Below are 20,540 nucleotides of genomic sequence, written 5' to 3' on the forward strand. Positions count from 1 at the left end.
CAAGAGTGGATGGGGCGTGTCATCACGGAATCATCCACGTAAACACATAGGCCTGCAAGGTGGTCATGATGCCAATGATGACGGCGAAGATCAGGCTGTGCTTGACGGTGAAGCGGAACAGGTCGGACTCGCGTCCCACCAGCCCGACGGCGGCACAGGCAATCGCAATCGACTGTGGCGAGATCATCTTGCCGGTCACGCCACCCGTGGTATTGGCAGCCACCATCAGCACTTCGGACAGGCCCAGTTGCTGCGCCGTGGTGGCCTGCAATGCGCCAAACAGCGCGTTGGCCGAGGTGTCGGAGCCGGTCAGGAACACGCCAATCCAGCCCAGGAATGGCGAGAAGAACGGAAATGCCACGCCGGTATGGGACAGGGCCAGAGCCAGTGTGGCCGACAGGCCGGAATAGTTGGCAATGAAGGCAAATGCCAGCACCATGCCAATCGAATAGATGGGCAGGGCCAGCTCCTTCATGGTCTCGCCGGCTGTTTCCACGGCCTTGGCCGGGCTGAGTTTGAGCAGCAGCATGGTCAGCACCGCCGCAATCACAATCGCCGTGCCGGTGGCAGAGAACCAGTTGAAGGCATACACCGCCGCATACGGCGTGGCATCGGCCACAATCGGCGGGGCTTTCTGTACCAGATTGTGCAGAAACGGCACGGGCAGGTTCAGCACCCAGCCCGCCAGCGCGCCATTGGCCGCAAACAGGGCCTTGAACGGCTTGATGCTCCAGATCGTCACCATGGCCGTGAGAATGATGAAGGGCGACCACGCCTTGAGCACCGTGCCCAGATTCAGCCGCACCGGCGCGCCCTGCGGCACAGCGGATGCCGCATTCGTGGCAGGCTCCTGGGATTCAAAGCGGAACACATGTTTGGGCTGCCAGACCTTGAGGAACAGCGTCAGAGCCACCAGCGACACAATCGCCGAGGTGATGTCCGGCAACTCCGGGCCGATGTAGTTGGCCGTCAGAAACTGCACGACTGCGAACGAGCCGCCCCCCACCAGCACGGCAGGCCAGGTCTCCTTGATGCCGCGCCAGCCATCCATGATGGCCATGATCCAGAACAGCACCAGAATGGTCATGAACGGCAACTGGCGACCGGCCATCTGCCCGATGGCAAACGGATCCAGTCCCGACACCTGCCCGGCCACGATGATCGGAATGCCCATGGCACCGAATGCCACCGGTGCGGTATTCGCAATCAGGCACAGACCGGCGGCATACAGCGGCTTGAACCCCAGGCCCACCAGCAAGGCGGCCGTGATCGCCACCGGCGCGCCAAAGCCTGCCGCACCCTCCAGAAACGCCCCGAAGCAGAAACCCACCAGAATCAGTTGCAGCCGCTGGTCGGGCGTGATCGAGAGAATCGAGGCGCGGATGATGTCGAACTGCCCGGTCTTGACCGACACCTTGTAGAGGAACACCGCTGCCACGATGATCCACGCAATCGGCCACAGCCCGTAGAAAAAACCATAGACCACCGAGGCCAGGGCCACCGTCACCGTGCCGGCCACATAGCCCTTCAGGCGCAGCTTGGTCAGGGCCAGAAAGAAAAAGACGATGGGAATCATCGCCACCGCCGCCGAAATCCAGATGTTGCCGGCCGGATCGTAATTTTGAAGCCAGACTTGTTCCATGCAATATGTCTCCTGCTGAATGAGGTGGGATGCTGAACAGGGGCTACAGCATCGTCCGCTCCTTCAAAAAGAAACTCTGATACGGACAATTGGTAATACCAAATATGAAAGCAGTTTGCTCAGCGCAAAGGATTTTATGGAAAAACCACTGGCTATTCTGATTGGTAATTACCCTTATTCATCGGTGGAATTCGTGCGAAGCAATAATAATCCATCAAAATATCTTGTAATTTCAGATAGATGCAAATCAACTCACAATTCAACATCAGGGCAAAGTCATTTTTATTATTGGTAATACCAATATAGCAACACCCAACCCTTTATCAGCCCCAAACTGTCGGTTCGCCCTTTCTGACGAACCAAACCCATCGCCCCAGAGACAACCTCAGCTCCCTGTCAGACAGACAGCCGTGCAGCCAGTCAATTCATATAATTAGATTATTAAAATATAATAATGATCTTTCATTAGAGGCAATCATCCCATGTTTCTGTTCCGCCCCCATGCCCTGGCAACGGCCTGCATCGCCCTGTGCCTCACCCCTCTGGCCTTCGGCAATGCAGATGCCAATGCCCCGGCAAGCCACAGCCTTCCTGAAGTCGAGGTCAAGGCCGACGTACCAGACGATGCCCCCGGCCAATACGCCCTGGACACCGAACGCCTGCAACGCACCCAGGCGATTGACCTGCAAGACATCTTTGCCACCGATGCCAGCGTGCAGGCAGGAGTCGGCAGCCGCAACGGCCAGAAAATGTTCCTGCGTGGCATCGAAGACCTGAACATGAACGTGCAGATCGACGGCGCGCGCCAAGGGGCCAACCTGTTTCACCACCAGGGGCGGCTGAGTGTCGATCCGCTGCTGCTCAAGGCCGTGCGGATACAGGCTGGCCCCGCCCCTGCCGATGTCGGCCCCGGTGCACTGGGCGGCAGCGTGCGCTTTGAAACCGTGGATGCACAAGACCTGCTGCGCCCCGGCCAGCACAGCGGCGCACGGCTGGGCTTGCAGTACGAGAGTGCCGACCGCACCCTGGGCGGCTCTACCTCCGCCTACGCGCTGGTCGGCGACCGGCTCGGACTGCTGGCCTACGCACGCCGCCTCAATAACGACCTGGTGCGCGTGGGTGGTGGCGACAAAAATCCAGCCAGTGACGGCCAGCGCGGCAGCTACCTGCTCAAGGCCAGCGTGCTGGCACAGGAAGGCCACAGCCTGTGGCTCAGTGCCGAGCGCAACACCAACGAAGGCGGCTACCTGCGCGCCAACTTCCCTTGGCAAACCAACAACGCCACCCAGGCACTGGATGCCCAGGAGTTCACCCGCGACACCCTCAGCCTGCGCCACCGCTACCAGTCACCGCACACTGCGCTGCTCGATCTGCACACCACGCTGTACGGCAACGAAAGCAGCATCGACCTGTATGGTGATTTCAACAACGCGGGCAATGACCGCGCCGAAAACTGGCTCACCCGCAGCACCGGGGGTGACCTGCACAACACCGCCCGCTTTACCACCGGCAGCGCACGCCACGAACTCAAGACCGGCGTGGATCATTTTCAGGACAAGGGCATCTTGCAAGACGACAACCTGGCCCTGCGCCTGAACGAAAAAGCCCGCAACACGGGCCTGTATGTGCAAGATCGCATCGTCTGGGGCAACTGGCTGATCTCGGGCGGCCTGCGCGTGGACCACTACCGCAGCGACTATGCCAACGGCTACCGCAGCCGTGGCACCGAAACCGCCCCCAACCTCAGCACCGAATGGCAGGCATGGAGCACCGCCCGGCACGACATCACCCTGTTTGCAGGCTATGGCGAATCCGTGCGCGGAGCCAAGCTCAACCAGGCGGGCTGGCTGAAAAAATACTTCCTCGGCCCCGACTTCACCCGGCCACGCCCTTTCACACTGGGCGACAACGGCCAGCTACAGGCCGAGCGCAGCATCCAGAAACAATGGGGCCTGCGCTGGCATGGCCGCGAACTCTGGCAAGCCGGTGACCATGCCGGTGTTGAGCTGACCGTCTTCAACACCCGCATCCGAGACTACCAGATCGTCCCCGGCGAAGGTTCTGCCGGGGTCACCGACCGCATCTACAACGCCCCGGACGACATCACCAGTCGAGGCTTTGAACTGCGCTCGCACTGGAGCCTGCCGACCTGGACACTCAGTGCCAGCTACAGCCACAGCACCCTGCGCAACTACAACGGCCAGCCCATGGACACCAGCGGCGAATCGGCACGCGTAGGCATCTCCACCGGCGACCACTTCGCATTCGACGCACTCTGGCAGGCGCATCCCGATTGGCAACTGGGCTACACCCTCACTGCCGTGCAACGCCTCAAGGACCTGCCCGCCAACCGCCCGGAAAAACCCGGCTACGCCACCCACAGTCTGCAAGCCATCTGGACCCCACCGCACTACCGGCAGCAGCTCCGCATCCGCCTGGGCATCGACAACCTGCTCGACAAACGCTACGCCCGGCACACCAGTGTGCGCACCTTGCAGACCAACACCACCGCCAACGCCCAGGCCGGTCAGGAGTACAGCAGCCTGGAGCCGGGCCGCAGTCTGCGCCTGGGAGTGGACTGGCAGTTCTGAAAACGTGTTTGCGATTTCAGAGCGATGCCGTACCAGTAGCACCGTCATTGCGGGCCTGACCCGCAATCCAGTGACGACGTATCCAAAGAACACCTTGCTTTTCCATGGGATACCTTGCTACTGGATTCCCGCTTTCGCGGGAATGACAGGTGCTTTTCTGGACTGAACACAGTATTGTTCTGAAATCGTGAACACGTTCCTACCGCCAGAGTTTTGCAGGCTTTCCAGCAACGGAGCTGCTGCCTGGGTTTGGTCACTGCGCAGCTGGGGCCGTGTCGTTGTGCTGATGGTGATCGTGCTCCGCTGCCGCGTCACCGGACTTGCGGGGGGCTTCGACCCAGACTTCCACGTCCACGGTTCCGGCTTTTTCAAACTGGAGGGTCAGCGGGAACTTGTCGCCCACACTCAGGGGTTGCTGCAAGCCAAACAGCATGATGTGCAGCTTGTTGCCGTCGCCGAGCTTGATGCTCTGGCCGGCGGGAATATCAATGCCTTCCACCTGGAACATGCGCATGATGTCGTTCTCGATCTTCATGTCGTGGATTTCCGTGCGGCTGGCAATGGCGGCTCTCGCGCTGATGAGGCGGTCGTCGGTTTTGCCCTGGTTCTGCACGCCAAACCATGCGGCGGTGTTGGGCACACCGGGCAGGGACGGCCGCGCATGGGGGTGGCTGATGGCGAGGTCGCCAACGTTGAAGCCGTGTGCCTGCACTGCGGCTGCGGCGGCCAGGAAGAAGCTGCCCAGCAGGGCGGTTTTCCAGCGTTGGAATGTGAACATGGTGTGGTTCCTTTCTTGGGTTGGTGAAATAAAAAAGAGGGCGGCCATCCATCAGATGGATCGGCTGATGAGGCGTTCGGGCTGCCAGCGCAGGCGAATGCCGTAAAAGTCGTTGTTCTGGCCGCTGTTGCGTTCCGTGCCCGCTTCCAGCGAGACGCTCCAGTCCCGCCACGGCTGCCAGGCGATGGCGGCGGTGCTGCGCCGGGCCGGGTGATTGGGCGACAGTCCGGCCTCGCGTGCCAGCAGGCTGGCCCCCGAGCCTTGCAGGTGGTGGCTGGCCTTGAGCCATTCGTGCCGCACGGCCAGGTTCCAGCGCGGTGCGGGCTGCCATTGCAGTTGCAGCCAGCCGCCCCGCGTGCGGCCCCGGTAGTCGGTGGTGCTGCTCTGGCCGTAGAGGCTGCCTTTCTCCTGCCGCCAGAGTGCTGCGGCCTGTACCTGCACCTGCGGCACGGGCGTGCGCCAGTCGAGGCTCAGGCCCAGCAGGTTCACGTCGCCATCGAAGCAGGTGACCTGTGCCAGCGAAACGCCACAATCAGGGGCGGTGTGGCTGTGGCCGACTTCGGGCCGCTGGATGTGGCTACCGCGCTCCTTGGCACGGATGCGGCTGGCAAAGCCGTCGAGCACCACGCGGGCACCGGCATGGGCGCGGATGCGCACGACCGGCGCGAGCGAGGCGTTGTCGGAGCCGGGAAAACGCCGCGCATTCCACAGCCCGAAATCAACGCGCTCGATCGGGCGCAGCCAGCCCTGGCGGTGCGGCTGCCAGTTCAGGCTGAGGCCATCTTCCACCCAGTCGCCTTCCAATACGGCCCGCTTGGCCAGCGGCATCTGGGCGAATACGTCGAAGTGCCCGCCCGCATCGATGACCTGCCCGACCGGAACGCGGTTGCGCCCCGCGCCGATGCTCCATTCGGCGGTGGCACGCGGTCGCCATTCCAGCCAGGCGTTTTCAACGTGCCAGGGGTCGTTGCCGTGTTTGCCCACGCCCAGGCTTGCACCCAGCATGGGATGCAGCCGTGCTCCGGCCGACAGCACGGCATGCTCCAGATAGCCATCGCGCTGGTCTTCCGGGGTGTTGCCCATATCGAGTACACCGGGCAGGCTGCGACCGGGCAAGGGGTCGTCGGCATGCAGGTAATGGGCGGCCACGGCGGCATTGAGCTGGAAGCCGCGCTGCACGGGAATGTGGTCGCTGGCTTCGTGGGCCTGCACCGATGCACAGGCTCCCGCCAGCAGGCAGGCTGCCAGCGAGAAGGCGCGACCATGCCGGTGCCGGGCAGTCGGGCGGGAGGTATCAGGGTTGCGCATCGGCAAGGCCCTCCGTGGTGAATGGGTTGGCGTAGGCCGGATTGGTGAGCAGTTCGTGGTCGGTCAGGCTTTTGAGAAAGGCGACGATGTCGGCCTGTTCCTGTGCGTTGAGGTCGATCTGGCCGATGAAGTCGTTTTTGAACGGATTGGCGCGGCCATCGCCCGCATACGGCCCTTCGGTGATGTTGCGCCCGCCTGCCGCGTAGGTGGCGACCACTTCTTCCAGCGTGGTGATGCTGCCATCGTGCATATAGGGCGCGGTGACTTCCACATTGCGCAGGCTGGGGGCACGGAACGCGCCCATGTGCTCGGCAATGAAGGTGATTTCATACGCGCCCAGGCTTTCCGGGTAGGTGCCCTTGCCGTCGATGTTGTACAGGCCGGTGTTATGAAATGGCGTATCCACCAGGCGGCTGTTGGCGTGGATGATCTGGTCGTTGAAGTTGAAGCTGCTGTGGCAGTGGAAGCATTCAGCCTTTTCGCCAAAGAACAGGTTCATGCCGCGCACCTGGGCGGGCGAGAGTTCGGCCTCGCCACGCAGGTAGCGGTCGTACAGGCTGTTGCCCGACAGGATGCTGCGCTGGAAGCTGGCAATCGCGGCAATCGCGTTTTCCCAGTTCAGCGGCGCGGCATGGTGCGGGTAGGCCTGGGCGAACATGCGCTGGTAGCGGGCATCGACCTGCAAGCGGCCCAGCACTTCGGCCTTGTTGTGGTCATTGACGCCCATTTCCACCGGATCGTCGCCGAACAGCGGCGTTTCCATCTGCTTCTCCAGAGTCACCAGCGCGGGGTTCGCCCAGGTGAGGGTGGGCAGATAGACGACGTTGGCCAGACTCTGGGCGTTGCGCGGATGCACCAGCCCGGTCGAGCCGATGGAGCGTGCCAGCCCGTCGGTAAATGCCTTGTCCTGATGATGGCAACTGGCGCAGGACTGCGTGCCATTGCCCGACAGGCGCGTGTCGTAGAACAGGTAGCGTCCCAGTTCCACCTTGGCTTCGGTCATGGGGTTGTCTTCGGGCACTTTGGGGGTGGGGAAGAAGGCGGGCAGTTGCCATGTCCAGCCACTGCCGCTGGAGCCTGCTTCGTCCACAACCGTGGTATCGCCTCCCCCGCCACAGGCGGTCAGCCACAGGGCCGTGGCCAGCAGCAGGGAAGGTCTGCCCCCGAAATAACGGCGGCGGCGCGGCATCATTTGCTCCGTGCGGCAAATGCGTACTGCACGCCCTGATCGCCCAGCGGAGTGCCTGCACTCAAATCCAGCCCGAACTGCGCAAAGATGGCCGCGCATTCGGGGTCGGACGCACCGGACATGCAGCCCACCGAGTTGCCCAGGTCCTGGCGAATGTCGGAATTGCGCAACAGCGCGGCAATGTCCAGCACCACTTTCTCGGTGGTCGGGTTGAAGTTGGCCAGTTGCACGGCAGCGCGGTTCGGACGGCTGCAACTGACGGTTTCGCCGGTCACGGGGTTGCCGGTGCAGCCCGTCGCGCCCAGGTGAATGTGGAAGGTGGTTCCAGCCGCTGCCGGTGCGGGTCGCTGCACGCCGCCTTCGGGTTTCAGTTCCAGTTGCAGGTACTTGCGCCCGGCCTGCCACGACCATGCCAGTGCGCCCACGTCCAGCGGCGCGGTGGCGGCGGCATAGTCGGTGTGGTTCCAGCGCGAGGGCACGCCCACGGTGAAGCGCAGTCCCCGGTAGTCTCCGGCAGGCACGGTGCCGACGATGCGGGCATTGGTGGTGGCAGTGCCCTTGCTGGCACAGGCATCTGCGGCATTTTCGAGGTCGATCAGGGCCAGGCTGTCGCCTTCCTGCTGAATCTGCCATTCGCTGGCATCCAGCGTCAGCGGCACGGCATTGCCCGCCGTGTCGATCAAGGCCGCATTGGCCACATAGAAGCGCAGATCGCTCAAGGCCGCGCGGGCCTGGGTGGTGCCCAGCCCGGTCAGGGTGGTATCGCAGGCCACGGGCGCAGTGCCCGCATAGGCCGCGAATTCGATGGCCACCGCCTGTGGCCCGACCGGGCCGGGAGTGCCGCCATCGCCGCCTCCACCACAGGCAGCCAGCAGGGTGGCGACAGCCGCGAAGCCGACAGGGTTCCGCAGGGAACGGGACAGAACGGAAGCAGAACGCAAAGAATGTTTCATGGGTGTGACTCCAGACGGCGGGCCATCCCACCGTCACCGATAAAGGGAACGCTGATTCATTCCGTCCGAGTCGCCGCGCGCCCTGTCGGGATGGGTTGCAAGGCGGTTTTTGGGGTCAATAGTGGTGCTATTGACCCCAAAAGCCAACGCAGCAGACCACCCGAGAGGGGAATGCGGCGGCCGGGAGGAATGATTCAGCGGTTCCTAAAGGGAAGGGCCATGCCCGAAGCACCCGCACGCCCTGTCGGAACAAGGTGCGCAGCGGCCATCGGGAACCATGCAGGCCCCAAAAAAGAATCCATCGGTCTGTTGGCCTGCACCCTGTCCTGTATGTGGGGAGGGAGCGCAGGCGAACAGCAAGATCACAAGGGCGGCGCACGCGCCAGTGGCAGGCGATAGTCGTCGCACGCGGTATTGGCCCAACGCTGCAACGGCACGGGGTGCGGGGCATCCGCCCGGTTCGGCTCCTGCCAGAATGCAGGCTCCTGTGGCGGCAAGGCAGGCCAGTGCCCCACATGGCGACACCACGGGCAGGGCGACCATGCCGAAGCAGGCTCGTCGTCATCGGCAGGCTGCAACTGCTCGACCAACCCCAGCACACCATCGGCCTGTTCCACCACCTCGACCCAGATCATGCCCTGGGCACTGCACAGCATGATGCGCTCGCCTGCGGGCTGCGCGGCATTGATGAGGGCCGGATGCAGCGCCGTCCACAGCAACACCGGCAACAGCAGCCACTGCACCAGCGCGCGGAGCTGGCGGCAGCGTTGCAGAAGGGTGGACGAGGCAGACATGGGCGGGCGGCGGGTCAAAAAATCAATGCAATACGATCAGAAAACATTCAGGGCTTCTTCAGGCCCAGAATCCACTGCGCCAGTTGCTCGGCTTCTTCGGGCTTGACGGTGCGGTTGGCGGGCATCGGAATCACGCCCCATTCGCCGCTGCTGCCTTTGAGAATCTTCTGCACCAGCACGGCCTGCGCATCGTCGCGCCCGGCGTACTTGCTGGAAATATCCTGGTAGGCCGGCCCCACCACCTTGCGCCCCACCTGGTGGCAGGCCAGGCAGGCTTTGGCCTTGGCCAGTTGTTCAGAGGCATACGAGGGAGGAGCCACCACCGTGGTGGCCAACAGCATCAGGACGAGGACAAATCGGGTCATGGCAAGGCAAAAGGCATTGCGCCACGGCGGACGCGGATGCAGGCAGGAATCGGGCAAACCGCCAGAAACGAGGAACGTGAAGGAGGCGAAACCCCAGGGCAAGCGGCACAAGCCTCTGGCGGCATGCGCCAGACCAGAGCGGGTTCTGTGGGGGCGTGAAACCCGCGCTTCAGGCCAGCGGCTGTGGCGGTGCGCGCGGTTGCAGTGGGCGATGGTTCCCAGCCAGCGGGAGCGGCAGTGTCGGGGCGAACGCCGCCATGCGTGTGGCTTCGCCCTGCCACGGCAGGAATGCCATCAAGACCAGCCAGATGGCCTGTACATCGAGGGCCAGTTCCTCATCGTGCAGCAGACAGTAGAGGCAATGCCCGCCTGCCATGTCAGAGGCGGGTGCAGCGGGTGTGGCGGCCGGAGCCTGCGCACTGCCATCGGCCAAGTCCATCCAGACCATGCCGGTGCTGGTGCAGATCGACACCCATTCCGGCATCGATGAAGCAGACGCAGTGCCCGGCTGGGCGTTTTCGACCCTGTCGGCAGAAGGCTGGCCGATGCCCAGAAAACGCGACATCCCCGCATGGCCCAGCAGAGGCAGGGTCAGCCCCAGCAGCAACACCCACAGGGCGAACCATGTGGTCAGGTGCTGGTGCAGGCGCAAATGCTTCATGACTGGGAGAAATGGGAATGCTGTTCAAAATAACGCAATGGTCGCCAGTGTAGCAAGTTTCCGCCCGCTACTGCCCGCATGTCCCACTGCCGCACGGTCTATGGGCAACAGGCCGTGCCACTCTGCCAGACTTCATCATAAAAATTTCACATATAAAAATGATTAATTAATATTCCCAATTTTTATAATCAAGCGGTACGCTACGCACTCTTTCGACTGTTGCGAGGCTTCCGATGCACGTTTTCCGATTCCGGCTTCATTGCCTGCCGTGGCCTGTCCGTCAGGATGTCCATGTCGGCTGACGCAGGCCAGGCACGCGCCGCAAGCCGCCAGCCACGACGCGCCCTGCGGCAGGCCGAATGGCTGGCCATTTCCTGGGCCGTGCCGGTGTTGGTGGTGCTGGTCTGGGAGTTGCTGTCGCGCATCGGCACCATCCGCCCACAGATTCTGCCCGCGCCCAGCAGCGTGGCCTGGACGGGCTGGGAGTTGCTGCGCGATGGCACGCTGCTGGTGCATCTGGGGCACAGTCTGGCGCGGGCGGCCGTGGGTTTTGCCATCGGCGGCGGCATCGGCTTTGCACTGGGGGTGCTGGTGGGATTCTCGCGGCTGGCCGAGGCCATTCTCGACCGCTCGGTGCAGATGATCCGGGCCATTCCGTTTCTCGCGCTGCTGCCGCTGGTCATCATCTGGTTCGGGGTGGACGAGAGCGGCAAGATTTTCCTGGTCGCGCTGGCAGTGCTGTTTCCGGTGTACATCAACACGGTGCTGGGCATACGGCAGGTCGATCCCAAGCTGCTGGAAGTGGGCAAGGTGACGGGGCTGGGCGTGCGCGAGCAGGTCATGCGCATCATCCTGCCCGGAGCCATGCCCTCGATTCTCACCGGCGTGCGCTACGCGCTGGCGGTGGCATGGCTGGCCCTGGTGATTGCCGAGACGATTGCCACCACCAAGGGCATCGGCTTTCTGGCAATGGATGCGCGGGAGTTTCTGCAAACCAACGTCATCGTGCTGACCATTCTGATCTATGCCGGCATCGGCGTGCTGGCCGACAGCCTGGCACGGCTGCTGGAGCGTCGCCTGCTGGCATGGCATCCCAATTACGACCAGGAGCAGGGACGATGAGCCAGTCACCCGCCACCCCGTCCGCTCCACCCCGACTGGCCGTGCGCGTGCGCGGCCTGCGCCGCCAGTATGGCGAGCGCGTGGTGGTGGACGATCTCGATCTGGACATCGCCCCCGGCGAATTCGTTGCATTGCAGGGCGAGAGCGGCTGCGGCAAGACCACGCTGCTGCGCGCACTGGCCGGGCTGGATGCCATCGATGCGGGCCAGGTCGATGGCCCGGCACAGCCCGCCGTGGTGTTTCAGGAACACCGGCTGCTGCCCTGGGCACCGCTGTGGCGCAATGTGGCCCTGGGCATCGACGATACGCGGGGCCGGCCACTGGCAGAAGCCGCCTTGCAGGAAGTGGGGCTGGCGGGCCGCGAGAACGACTGGCCGCGCCGCCTCTCGGGCGGACAGGCGCAGCGCGTGGCCCTGGCGCGTGCGCTGGTGCGCGAACCCCGCCTGCTGTTGCTGGACGAGCCGTTTGCCGCCCTCGACGCACTCACGCGCATCAAGATGCACCTGCTCATCAAGGAGCTGGTGGCACGCCACCAGCCCGGCGTGCTGCTGGTCACGCACGACGTGGACGAAGCCATCGCCATCTCCGACCGCATTCTCATCATGCGTCATGGCCGCATTGCCGCCGCCTACCCGGTGACTGCGCAGGCCCAAGCGCAACGCCTGCGGCTGCGCCAGCAACTGCTGCAAGAGCTGGGCGTGGATTCGCGCCCGCTGGCCAGCACCACCCAGGCCGTGGCCTGAATACCGCCACCCCTCGTTCCTTTTCTGTTCCCCCGCAACCCTTCCCGGAGAGCCACCCATGAGCCAGAAACCCGATTTTTTCGCCAGCCGCCGCCGCATGCTTCAAGGGGCCGGACTGGCCGCTGCCTCGTTTGGCGCAGCCGCCAGCGGCCTGCTCCTGCCACGCCATGTGCTGGCGCAGGGCACGCGCAACACCGATACCGTGCGCGTGGGCTTCGGGCGCGGCGGCCTGCCGCTGATTGCGCGCGAGCGCGGCGAGTTCGAGAAAACCCTGGCCGCCCAGGACATCAAGGTGGAATGGGTCGGGCCGTTCCCCAATCATGCGCCTTCATTGCAGGCCGTCGTCGGCGGCAGTGCCGACTTCGGCTTCTGGGGCAGCACCACGCCCGCACTGGCCGCCATCATTGCCGGCTCGCCGCTGGTGTTCACCCACTTCAACATCTACAGCCCGCGCAGCACCGCCATCATCGTCAGGAAGGATTCCGACATCGACTCGGTGAAAGACCTGGCAGGCAAGAAAGTGGCGGTGAACCGCTCCGGCCTGGGCGAATTCCTGCTGGTGGCCGCACTGGAAAAGCACGGCGTGGATCGCCAGTCGGTGGAGTTCGTCTACCTCAACCCGCCCGATGCCGCCCCCGCCTTCGGGCAGGGCCGGGTTCATGCCTGGTCGATGTGGTCGCCCGGCGTGGACATTGCCCGCGACCAGTACGACGCCAAGGACATCTTCTTTGAAGGCACCGACCTGGACTTCCTGATCGACTATTCCTCGCTGGTGTCGCTGCGCCGCTTTGCCGTGGACAACAGCGCGCTGGTGCGTGCCGTCATCAATGCCTGGCAGGCCGAAGGCCGCTGGGTCAGCGAACACCCGCGCGAATCCGAGCTGCTGGCGCAGAAGGAAGGCAAGTACAGCGATGCCGTGCGCGACCACCTCATCGGCTACCAACGCCAGCACCAGTTCTACGAGGCCGACGATCCGCAGTTCCTACGCGAATTCCAGCGCGCTGCCGACTGGCTGGCCGAGCGCGCCATCCTGCCGAAAAAAGTCACCGTGTCCGAGCATGTGGTGCGCGTCTGATCATTTGATTCCTTGTTCTTCCGAAGTCTGAAACCATGTCCACTACCCAACCCGTTCGCCTGGGTGTCAATGTCCTCGCCTCCGGCCGCCACGATGCCGCCTGGAAAACCTTGCCCCAACCGGCCACCCTGCCCACCGACATCGATGCCTTCGTGCACATTGCCCAACTGGCCGAGCGCGGCAAGATCGACGCGCTGTTCCTCGCCGACGGGCCGGGCGGGCTGGTGCCCGAAGCCTACCACCGCCCCTGGCGCGCGCTGGATCCGCTGGCCCTGCATGCCGCGCTGAGCCAGGCCACCGGGCACATTGGGCTGGTCGTCACCACCACCAGCCTGTTCGGCCACCCCTACACCGTGGCACGGCAGCTTGCCTCACTCGACCATATCAGCAAGGGGCGCGCCGCCTGGAACATCATCACCAGCCAGGTTCCGGCTGCACTGGCCGCCTACGGCCTGGAACAGGGCTTCGACCAGCAGGAGCGTTACCAGCGGGCAGGCGAATTCGCGCAAATCGTCACCGGACTGTGGGACTCCCTGCCCCACGAAGCCATCGTGGCCGATGCCCAGAACCATGTGTTCGTCGATCCGGCCCGGCTGCGGCCCATCAATGTGCAGGGCCAGCACTTCCGCTCCGCCGGTGCGCTGTCGGCCCCCGTCAGCCCCCAGGGACGGCCCGTGATCTTTCAGGCCGGGCAGTCCGAGGACAGCAAGGCCTTCGGTGCGCGCTGGGCCGACGCGCTGTTCACCGGCCAGCGCGTCCATGCCAACGCCCAGAAGTTCTATGCCGACGTGAAAGCCCTCGCACAAGGCCACGGGCGCAACCCCGACCACCTGCTGGTCATGCCCGGACTGTTCCCGATTCTGGGCAGCACCGAAGCCGAGGCGCAGAGGCGCAAGGACGAACTGGACGAATTGCTGGACCACGAATTCCTGCGCCGCGAACTGGCCCACCATCTGGCCCTGGAGCCGGACGACCTGCCCTACGACCAGCCCCTGCCCTACGAAGCCATCGAACAAGTGGAAAGCCGGGTGCCGCTGGCCTCGCGCTGGCACCGCCGGGAAATTCTCAACGATGCTCGCCAGCACGGCTGGACGGTGCGCCAGACACTGCGCGCCAACCTGATCGGCGGGCACCGGCTGATCGTCGGCACACCCGAACAGGTGGCCGCCGACATCCTGCACTGGCTGGACAGCAAGGCTGCCGATGGCTTCAACCTCAACATCGACGTGCAGACCAGCGGGCTGGAAGACGTGGTGAACCAGCTCATCCCCGTCTTGCAGAAAGCCGGGCGGTTCCGCACCGAATACACCGGCTCCACGCTGCGCGACCACCTGGGCCTGCCCGCCTTCCACGCCACCCTCTGACTCCCAAGCACCCTATCCATGCCCGCATCCACCCCATCGTCTGGCACGAAACCACCCAACGCCTGGGCTATGCCGAACTGTTCCAGCAGTTTGCCGACACCGCCGCCGAGCGCGACACCAGCCACCGCCTGATTCACGCCGAAGTCGCCGCGCTGAAGCAACGCGGCTTTGGCGCGCTGCGCCTCCCCAGAGAACAGGGCGGACAGGCCGTGTCCCTGCCGGAACTGTTCTGGCTGGCCCGCGACCTGGCCACGGCCGATCCGAACATCGCCCACATCTTCCGCAACCACTTCTTTGCCGTCGAGCAGCACCTGCGCACGCCCGAACAACCCTTTTCGCGCCACCTGCTGGAGCAGATCGGGGCAGGCAAAACCCTGGGCGTGGCCTTCAACGAACAAACCGGGGAACCCGCTGGCTCGGTGGGCCGGGTGCCTGCCACGCAACTGCAATGGTCTCAAGCGCGGCAGGGCTGGCAGATTTCCGGCAGAAAAATCTACTCCACCGGCAACATCTACGCCGACTACCTGCTGGCCACCGCCAGCGACCCGTCCAGCGGCCAGGTTCGGCAATTCTTCGTCGCCACCGATGCGCCGGGCGTGCACCTGGACGACGACTGGGACAGCTTTGGCCAGAAGCTCACCGGCTCCGGCAGCACCGTCTTCGATGGGGTGCTGGTGCAGGGCCATGACCTGTTCGACCTGCCACCCCGCGCCACGGCAGACGGCCACACGCTCTACGGCTTCACGTTCCATCAGGTATACCTGACCACCGCCGTCAGCGGCATTGCCAACCGCGTGCTGGCCGATGCCATCGCGCTGGTGCGCCGCCGCCAGCGCAACTTCTACCACGGACTGGCCGACACCCCCGCGCAGGAGCCGGAAATCCAGGCCACCGTGGGGCGCATCGCCGCCCACCGCAGTGCCGTGCTGGCTGTGGTGGACCGCGCCATCCAGGCACTGGAACAATCCTGGCACCCCAGCGACGACCCCGCCGAAACCCACGCACGTTCGCTGGCCGCCACCCTCGCCGCCTCCGAAGCCAAGATCGTCACCGACGAAGCCACTGCCCAGCTAGCCAGCCTGCTGATCGACGTGGGCAGCGGCAGTGGCGTATCGGCCACCGCCGCGCTGGATCGGCACTGGCGCAACGCCAGGGTCATCGCCTCGCACAACCCGCGCACCTACAAGGAACGCATCATCGGCGACCACTACCTCAACGGCACCCTGCCGCCCACCGGGGCATTTTTCTGAAAACCAGCGCATCGATGTACCTCAAGACCAGACATTCATGACCCTGCTGATCCAGATCGCCCATGCCGAAACGGCAACTCTGTTGGCCCGCACTTTTGCAGACCTGCTGCCCGATTTGCCGGTGGCCACCGATGCGGCCTGTGTGGCCGCGTCCAATGTGCGTTACCTGCTCACCTGGAATGTGCCGGAAGATCTGGCGCGCTATTCCGGGCTGGAGATTCTGTTCTCCAGCGGTGCGGGGGTGGATCAGTTCACTGCCATCGGCCTGCCCGCTTCGGTGCAACTGGTGCGTATGGTGAATGAAGACATTGCCCGCATGATGCAGGAATACGTCAGCCTTGCGGTGCTGGCCCTGCATCGCAAGCTGCCGCAGTATCTGCACCAGCAACGGCAGGGAATATGGAGCGTATTGCCCGCCGTGCAGGCCACACAGCAGCGCGTGGGCGTACTCGGGCTGGGGGTGCTGGGCACGGCCGTGCTGGAACGCCTGCGTGACTTTGGCTTTGCCCTCTCCGGCTGGAGCCGCAGTCCCCGGCAGATGGAGGGGATGCACTGCTACCACGGGGCAGAGCAACTGGGGGCGTTTCTGGCACAGACCGACATTCTGGTGTGCCTGCTGCCCCTGACACCACAAACCGAAGGATTCCTGAACGCTGCCCTGTTCGCACAACTGCCGCCGGGGGCGGCACTGGTGCAAGCGGGGCGGAGCCGCCAGCTCGACCAGACGGCCCTGCTCCAGGCACTGGACAGCGGCCAGCTCTCGGCTGCCGTGCTGGATGTCGTGGAGCCGGAACCGCTGCCACCGGAACACCCGCTCTGGCACCACCCCAAAGTCATCCTCACTCCGCATATTGCCACCCGCATGCAGCCGGTGGCCGCTGCCCAGGCCGTGGCCGCCAACATCCAACGCCACGAAAGCGGCCTGCCGCCCGTGGGGCTGGTGGATCGGCAACGGGGATATTGATGCCCGGCATGGCTGCTGGAGGCTCTCTTATATAAAAGCAACAATATAAAAATAACAAATGTAAAAATATTTGTTTATAAAATAATTGGCAATTTTCTGACCACGAACACATTCTTATTGATGGAGCCCAACAGATGCAGCGTCGTTCTTTGTTGAAATGGAGCCAAGCCTGGGTGTTGGCCGGTGCTGGCTGGAGTCTGGCACTGGGTGCGGCACAGGCCCAGACGGTCGGCAGCCAGCCGGTGCAGGGTGGCGTGCTGAATGTGGCCATCGCGCCCGAGCCTACCCAGCTCAGTTCCGCCAACCTGACCACCATGAATGTGGGCATGGTGTCGTCGAAGATTCTGGAAGGGCTGGTCAGTTACGACCTGAACCTGCAACCCCAGCCTGCGCTGGCCACCTCGTGGGAAACGGCGGCCGATGGCAAGACGCTGACCTTCCACCTGCGCGAGGGCGTGAAATGGCACGATGGCAAGGACTTCAGCTCTGCCGACGTGGCCTGGACGCTGGAAGAAGTCTGGAAAAAGCTACACCCGTTCGGACGTGCGGCCTTTGCCAACGTGGAGAAGGTGGAAACCCCCAATGCGCACCAGGTGGTGATTCACCTCTCCTCCCCCGCGCCCTACATCCTGAATTACATCAATACCTACGGCGCGCAGATTCTGCCCCGGCACATTTACGAGGGCAAGGACGTGCTGACCCACCCGGCCAACAATGCCCCGATTGGCACAGGCCCGTTCGTGTTCAAGGAATGGGTCAAGGGCAGCCATATCCGGCTCGAACGCAACCCCCATTACTGGGGCAAGGGTGCGGATGGCAGCCCACAGCCGTATCTGGATGGCCTGCTGTTTCGCTTCATCCCCGATGCCGCCGCGCGCACCGTGGCGATTGAGGCAGGGGAAATCGACGTGGCACTGGGTTCCATCGTGCCGCTGACCAACCTCAACCGCTTCAAGGACGAAAAGAAGTTCACCATCAACCTGACCGATGGCAACTACCTGTCTACCATCTTCCTGTTGCAGTTCAACGTGCGCAAGCCGCACTTCCAGGATGTGCGCGTGCGCCAGGCTTTTGCCCATGCCATCGACAAGCAGGCCCTGCTGCGCATTGTGTTCCAGAACTACGGCAAGGTGGCGACCGGGCCGGTGCCCTCGTCGGTGGTGAATTACTACAGCAACGAGGTGCGCTCATATCCGCTGGACCTTCAGCGGGCCGCCGCCCTGCTGGACGAGGCTGGCTTCAGGAAAGGCGCGGATGGCAAGCGTCTGAAGGTGACGCTGGATGTAGATGGCTTCGGGGGCGTGATCGGGCCGCGTTCGGGCGAATTCATCAAGCAGTCGCTGGCCAAGGTGGATGTGGACGTGGAATTGCGCACCAACGACACCGCTGCCTATCTCAAGCGCATCTTCACCGATGCCGACTATGACCTGATGACCTCCAGCCTGCACCGCCTGCCAGACCCGACCCTGGGGGTGCAACGCCTGTACTGGACGCAGAACATCCGCCCCGGTGTGCCCTGGACGAATGGCTCCGGCTACTCGAACCCCGCGCTGGACAAGGTGATGGAAGCCGCGGGCGTGGAGCCGGACGATGCCAAGCGCAAGGCCCTCATCAAGGAATGGCAGCAGATCGTGCAGGAAGAGGTGCCGCTGATCGAGCTGATCGAACAGACCTGGGTGACGGTATCCACCGCCCGCCTGAAGAAGCTGGCCCTGCAAGGCGATGGCCTGTTCGACAGCTACGCCGATGCGTGGCTGGAACCGGCGAAATGACACGGCATTGCATCGCCTGAAGCAAGCCCCCTGCCCCGATGACGACCGCGCCACTGCTGCGTTTCCTGCGCCACCGCCTGCTGTATGTGCTGCCGGTGGTGCTGGGCATTGCCATGCTGAACTTCCTCATCCTTCAGCTCGCCCCCGGCGACGTGGTGGACGTGCTGGCGGGTGAAGCGGGTGCGGCCACCCCGGAAACCATGGCCCAGTTGCGGGCGCAGTTCGGGCTGGATCAGCCGGTGCATGTGCAGTTTCTGCACTACATGGGCAATGTACTGACGCTGGATCTGGGCTACTCGCACCGGCAGAACATGCCGGTTCTGGAACTGATTCTGCAACGGATGCCCGCCACCCTGCTGCTGATGCTGGCCGCCATCCTGATCGCGCTGGCCCTGGGCGTGGTGCTGGGTGTGCTGTCGGCCCTGAAGGTGCACGGCTGGGTGGACACGCTGATTTCCATCGTGCTGCTGGTCAGCTACGCGATTCCCACCTTCTGGCTGGGGCTGATGGCGATTGTGCTGTTTTCCGCCAAGCTGGGCTGGCTGCCCTCGGGCGGCATGGTGGACTTGCGGGCCGCGCATACCGGGCTGGCCTGGGGCTGGGACGTGGCGCGGCATCTGGTGCTGCCCGCCCTCACGCTGTCCACCTTCTATCTGGCGGTGTACGCCAAGCTGGTGCGCAGTGCCATGCTGGAGCTGCACGGCGCAGACTTCATCCGCACCGCACGCGCCAAGGGCCTGGGCGAGCTGCGCGTGACCCTGCACCACGCGCTGCGCAACGCCCTGTTGCCGCTGGTGACCATGCTGGGCTATCAGGTGGCCTCGTTGCTCAGCGGCGCGGTGCTGGTCGAGTCGGTTTTCAACTGGCCGGGACTGGGCCGACTGGCCTTCGAGGCCGTCAATGCCCGCGACCTCAACCTGCTGATGGGCATTCTGCTGATGAGTTCGATTCTGGTCACCGTCATCAACATCGTGGTGGATCTGGTGTACTCATGGCTGGACCCACGGGTGCAGGCCAGCGCATGAACGTGAGCATGAACAAGGCAGCACACTGGTGAACACCTCCCTCCCCTCCCACAGCCAAGCCGCCACCCGCGTGCCTGCGGCCTCCCGGCATGGAGCCTTCTGGCAACGGAGCCGGGCCTTTCTGGGGCTGCTGCTGCGCAATCCGGCGGCCTGGGTGGGGCTGGTGATACTGGCGTTCATCCTGCTGCTGGCCACCGTGGGGCACTGGGTGTTTCCGGGCGACCCGTGGGACATGGTGGCCGCACCCATGCTCTGGCCCGGCGAGGATGCCAGCCACCCGCTGGGGTCGGACTCGATGGGCCGCGACCTGGCCACCGGGCTGGTCTCGGGGGCCAGCGTCTCGCTGCTGGTGGGGCTGGTCAGCACCTTGATCTCCACCATCGTCGGCATTGGCGTGGGCATGTTGGCAGGTTACTTCCGGGGCCGCACCGATGCCATTTTGCTGCGCGTCATCGAGGTGTTCCAGACCGTGCCGAACTTCGTGCTGGCGGTGGTGCTGGTGGCGGTGTTCCGGCCTTCCGTGGCCACCGTGGTCTGGTCAATCGGCATCGTCTCGTGGCCACCGACCGCGCGGCTGGTGCGTTCCGAATTCCTGCAACTGCGCGAACGCGAATTCGTGCAGGCCGCCCGCGCCACCGGCATGGGGCACTGGCGCATCATCTTCCGCGAAATCCTGCCCAACGCCCTGCCGCCCGTGGTGGTGGTGGCCACGCTGTCCATTGCCTATGCCATCCAGACCGAAGCCGCGCTGGCATTCCTGGGGCTGGGCGACCCAAACGTCATGAGCTGGGGCACCATCATCGGCAGTGGCCGTGAACAGGTGGTGGATGCCTGGTACATCTGCGGCCTGCCGGGCATTCTGATCGTGCTGACGGTGCTGGCCTTCAACCTGCTGGGCGAAGGCATCAATGATGCGTTCAACCCGTATCTGCGGCAAAAATAGC

At 64.0% G+C, this 20,540-nt stretch carries 18 protein-coding genes; 10 read left to right on the plus strand and 8 right to left on the minus strand.

Features of this window, described 5'->3' with window-relative positions:
• Positions 1-22: 22 nt before the first annotated feature.
• Positions 23-1,642: an L-lactate permease gene (lldP, locus tag BUE21_RS00545; protein WP_073353336.1), complete on the minus strand. Its 1,620-nt coding sequence runs from the start codon at positions 1,640-1,642 to the stop codon at positions 23-25.
• 482 nt (positions 1,643-2,124) lie between these two features.
• Between lldP and BUE21_RS00550 the strand changes: the two genes are divergently transcribed.
• On the plus strand, positions 2,125-4,233 hold the full coding sequence (locus BUE21_RS00550; protein WP_073353337.1) for a TonB-dependent receptor plug domain-containing protein: 2,109 nt from the start codon (positions 2,125-2,127) through the stop codon (positions 4,231-4,233).
• A 253-nt stretch (positions 4,234-4,486) separates the two neighbouring features.
• On the opposite strand, the gene BUE21_RS00555 is transcribed toward BUE21_RS00550, so the two are convergent.
• The 7 genes from BUE21_RS00555 to BUE21_RS00585 form a co-directional block, all read right to left on the minus strand.
• The gene (locus BUE21_RS00555) at positions 4,487-5,011 is read right to left on the minus strand and encodes a copper chaperone PCu(A)C (RefSeq protein WP_073353338.1); all 525 of its coding nucleotides are present in this window, start codon (positions 5,009-5,011) and stop codon (positions 4,487-4,489) included.
• A gap of 51 nt (positions 5,012-5,062) precedes the next feature.
• The gene (locus BUE21_RS00560) at positions 5,063-6,319 is read right to left on the minus strand and encodes a TonB-dependent receptor (RefSeq protein ID WP_073353340.1); all 1,257 of its coding nucleotides are present in this window, start codon (positions 6,317-6,319) and stop codon (positions 5,063-5,065) included.
• A complete protein-coding gene (locus tag BUE21_RS00565) occupies positions 6,306-7,508 on the minus strand; it encodes a methanobactin export MATE transporter MbnM (RefSeq protein ID WP_200796666.1) in 1,203 nt (400 codons plus the stop codon). Before BUE21_RS00565 ends, BUE21_RS00560 begins: the two co-directional genes overlap by 14 nt.
• Positions 7,508-8,461, minus strand: coding sequence for an MbnP family copper-binding protein (locus BUE21_RS00570; protein WP_073353342.1), 954 nt, complete (start codon positions 8,459-8,461; stop codon positions 7,508-7,510). The genes BUE21_RS00565 and BUE21_RS00570 overlap by 1 nt, the downstream gene beginning before the upstream one ends.
• 362 nt (positions 8,462-8,823) lie before the next feature.
• On the minus strand, positions 8,824-9,255 hold the full coding sequence (locus BUE21_RS00575) for a DUF2946 family protein (protein ID WP_073353344.1): 432 nt from the start codon (positions 9,253-9,255) through the stop codon (positions 8,824-8,826).
• 47 nt (positions 9,256-9,302) lie between these two features.
• The gene (locus tag BUE21_RS00580; RefSeq protein WP_073353346.1) at positions 9,303-9,620 is read right to left on the minus strand and encodes a c-type cytochrome; all 318 of its coding nucleotides are present in this window, start codon (positions 9,618-9,620) and stop codon (positions 9,303-9,305) included.
• A gap of 169 nt (positions 9,621-9,789) precedes the next feature.
• Positions 9,790-10,281 carry a DUF2946 family protein gene (locus BUE21_RS00585; protein ID WP_073353348.1) on the minus strand — a complete coding sequence of 164 codons (492 nt, stop codon included), beginning with the start codon at positions 10,279-10,281 and terminating at the stop codon, positions 9,790-9,792.
• 291 nt (positions 10,282-10,572) lie between these two features.
• On the opposite strand from BUE21_RS00585, the gene BUE21_RS00590 reads away from it, so the two are divergent.
• The 9 genes from BUE21_RS00590 (at position 10,573) to BUE21_RS00630 (ending at position 20,539) form a co-directional block, all read left to right on the plus strand.
• Positions 10,573-11,403 (plus strand): ABC transporter permease subunit, encoded by an 831-nt coding sequence (locus BUE21_RS00590; protein WP_234971001.1) that lies wholly within the window; start codon positions 10,573-10,575, stop codon positions 11,401-11,403.
• Entirely contained in the window at positions 11,400-12,146 is a 747-nt protein-coding gene (locus BUE21_RS00595) for an ABC transporter ATP-binding protein (RefSeq protein WP_073353351.1), read from the plus strand. The genes BUE21_RS00590 and BUE21_RS00595 overlap by 4 nt, the downstream gene beginning before the upstream one ends.
• A gap of 58 nt (positions 12,147-12,204) precedes the next feature.
• Complete coding sequence (locus tag BUE21_RS00600; protein ID WP_073353353.1) at positions 12,205-13,221, plus strand: NrtA/SsuA/CpmA family ABC transporter substrate-binding protein; 1,017 nt, start codon at positions 12,205-12,207, stop codon at positions 13,219-13,221.
• 35 nt (positions 13,222-13,256) lie between these two features.
• Positions 13,257-14,585, plus strand: a complete 1,329-nt coding sequence (locus BUE21_RS00605; RefSeq protein ID WP_073353356.1) for an NtaA/DmoA family FMN-dependent monooxygenase — start codon at positions 13,257-13,259, stop codon at positions 14,583-14,585.
• Between the two features lie 209 nt (positions 14,586-14,794).
• Entirely contained in the window at positions 14,795-15,835 is a 1,041-nt protein-coding gene (locus tag BUE21_RS00610) for an acyl-CoA dehydrogenase family protein (RefSeq protein WP_234971002.1), read from the plus strand.
• 37 nt (positions 15,836-15,872) lie between these two features.
• Positions 15,873-16,799 (plus strand): 2-hydroxyacid dehydrogenase, encoded by a 927-nt coding sequence (locus BUE21_RS00615; protein ID WP_073353359.1) that lies wholly within the window; start codon positions 15,873-15,875, stop codon positions 16,797-16,799.
• A 134-nt stretch (positions 16,800-16,933) separates the two neighbouring features.
• Positions 16,934-18,571, plus strand: coding sequence for an ABC transporter substrate-binding protein (locus BUE21_RS00620; RefSeq protein ID WP_073353362.1), 1,638 nt, complete (start codon positions 16,934-16,936; stop codon positions 18,569-18,571).
• A 38-nt stretch (positions 18,572-18,609) separates the two neighbouring features.
• On the plus strand, positions 18,610-19,596 hold the full coding sequence (locus BUE21_RS00625; RefSeq protein WP_073353363.1) for an ABC transporter permease: 987 nt from the start codon (positions 18,610-18,612) through the stop codon (positions 19,594-19,596).
• A 28-nt stretch (positions 19,597-19,624) separates the two neighbouring features.
• Complete coding sequence (locus tag BUE21_RS00630) at positions 19,625-20,539, plus strand: ABC transporter permease (RefSeq protein ID WP_234971003.1); 915 nt, start codon at positions 19,625-19,627, stop codon at positions 20,537-20,539.
• The last annotated feature ends 1 nt before the right edge of the window (position 20,540 follow it).

Origin of the sequence: Lampropedia hyalina DSM 16112 (assembly GCF_900129055.1) — a bacterium.
Classification (GTDB): domain Bacteria; phylum Pseudomonadota; class Gammaproteobacteria; order Burkholderiales; family Burkholderiaceae_C; genus Lampropedia; species Lampropedia hyalina.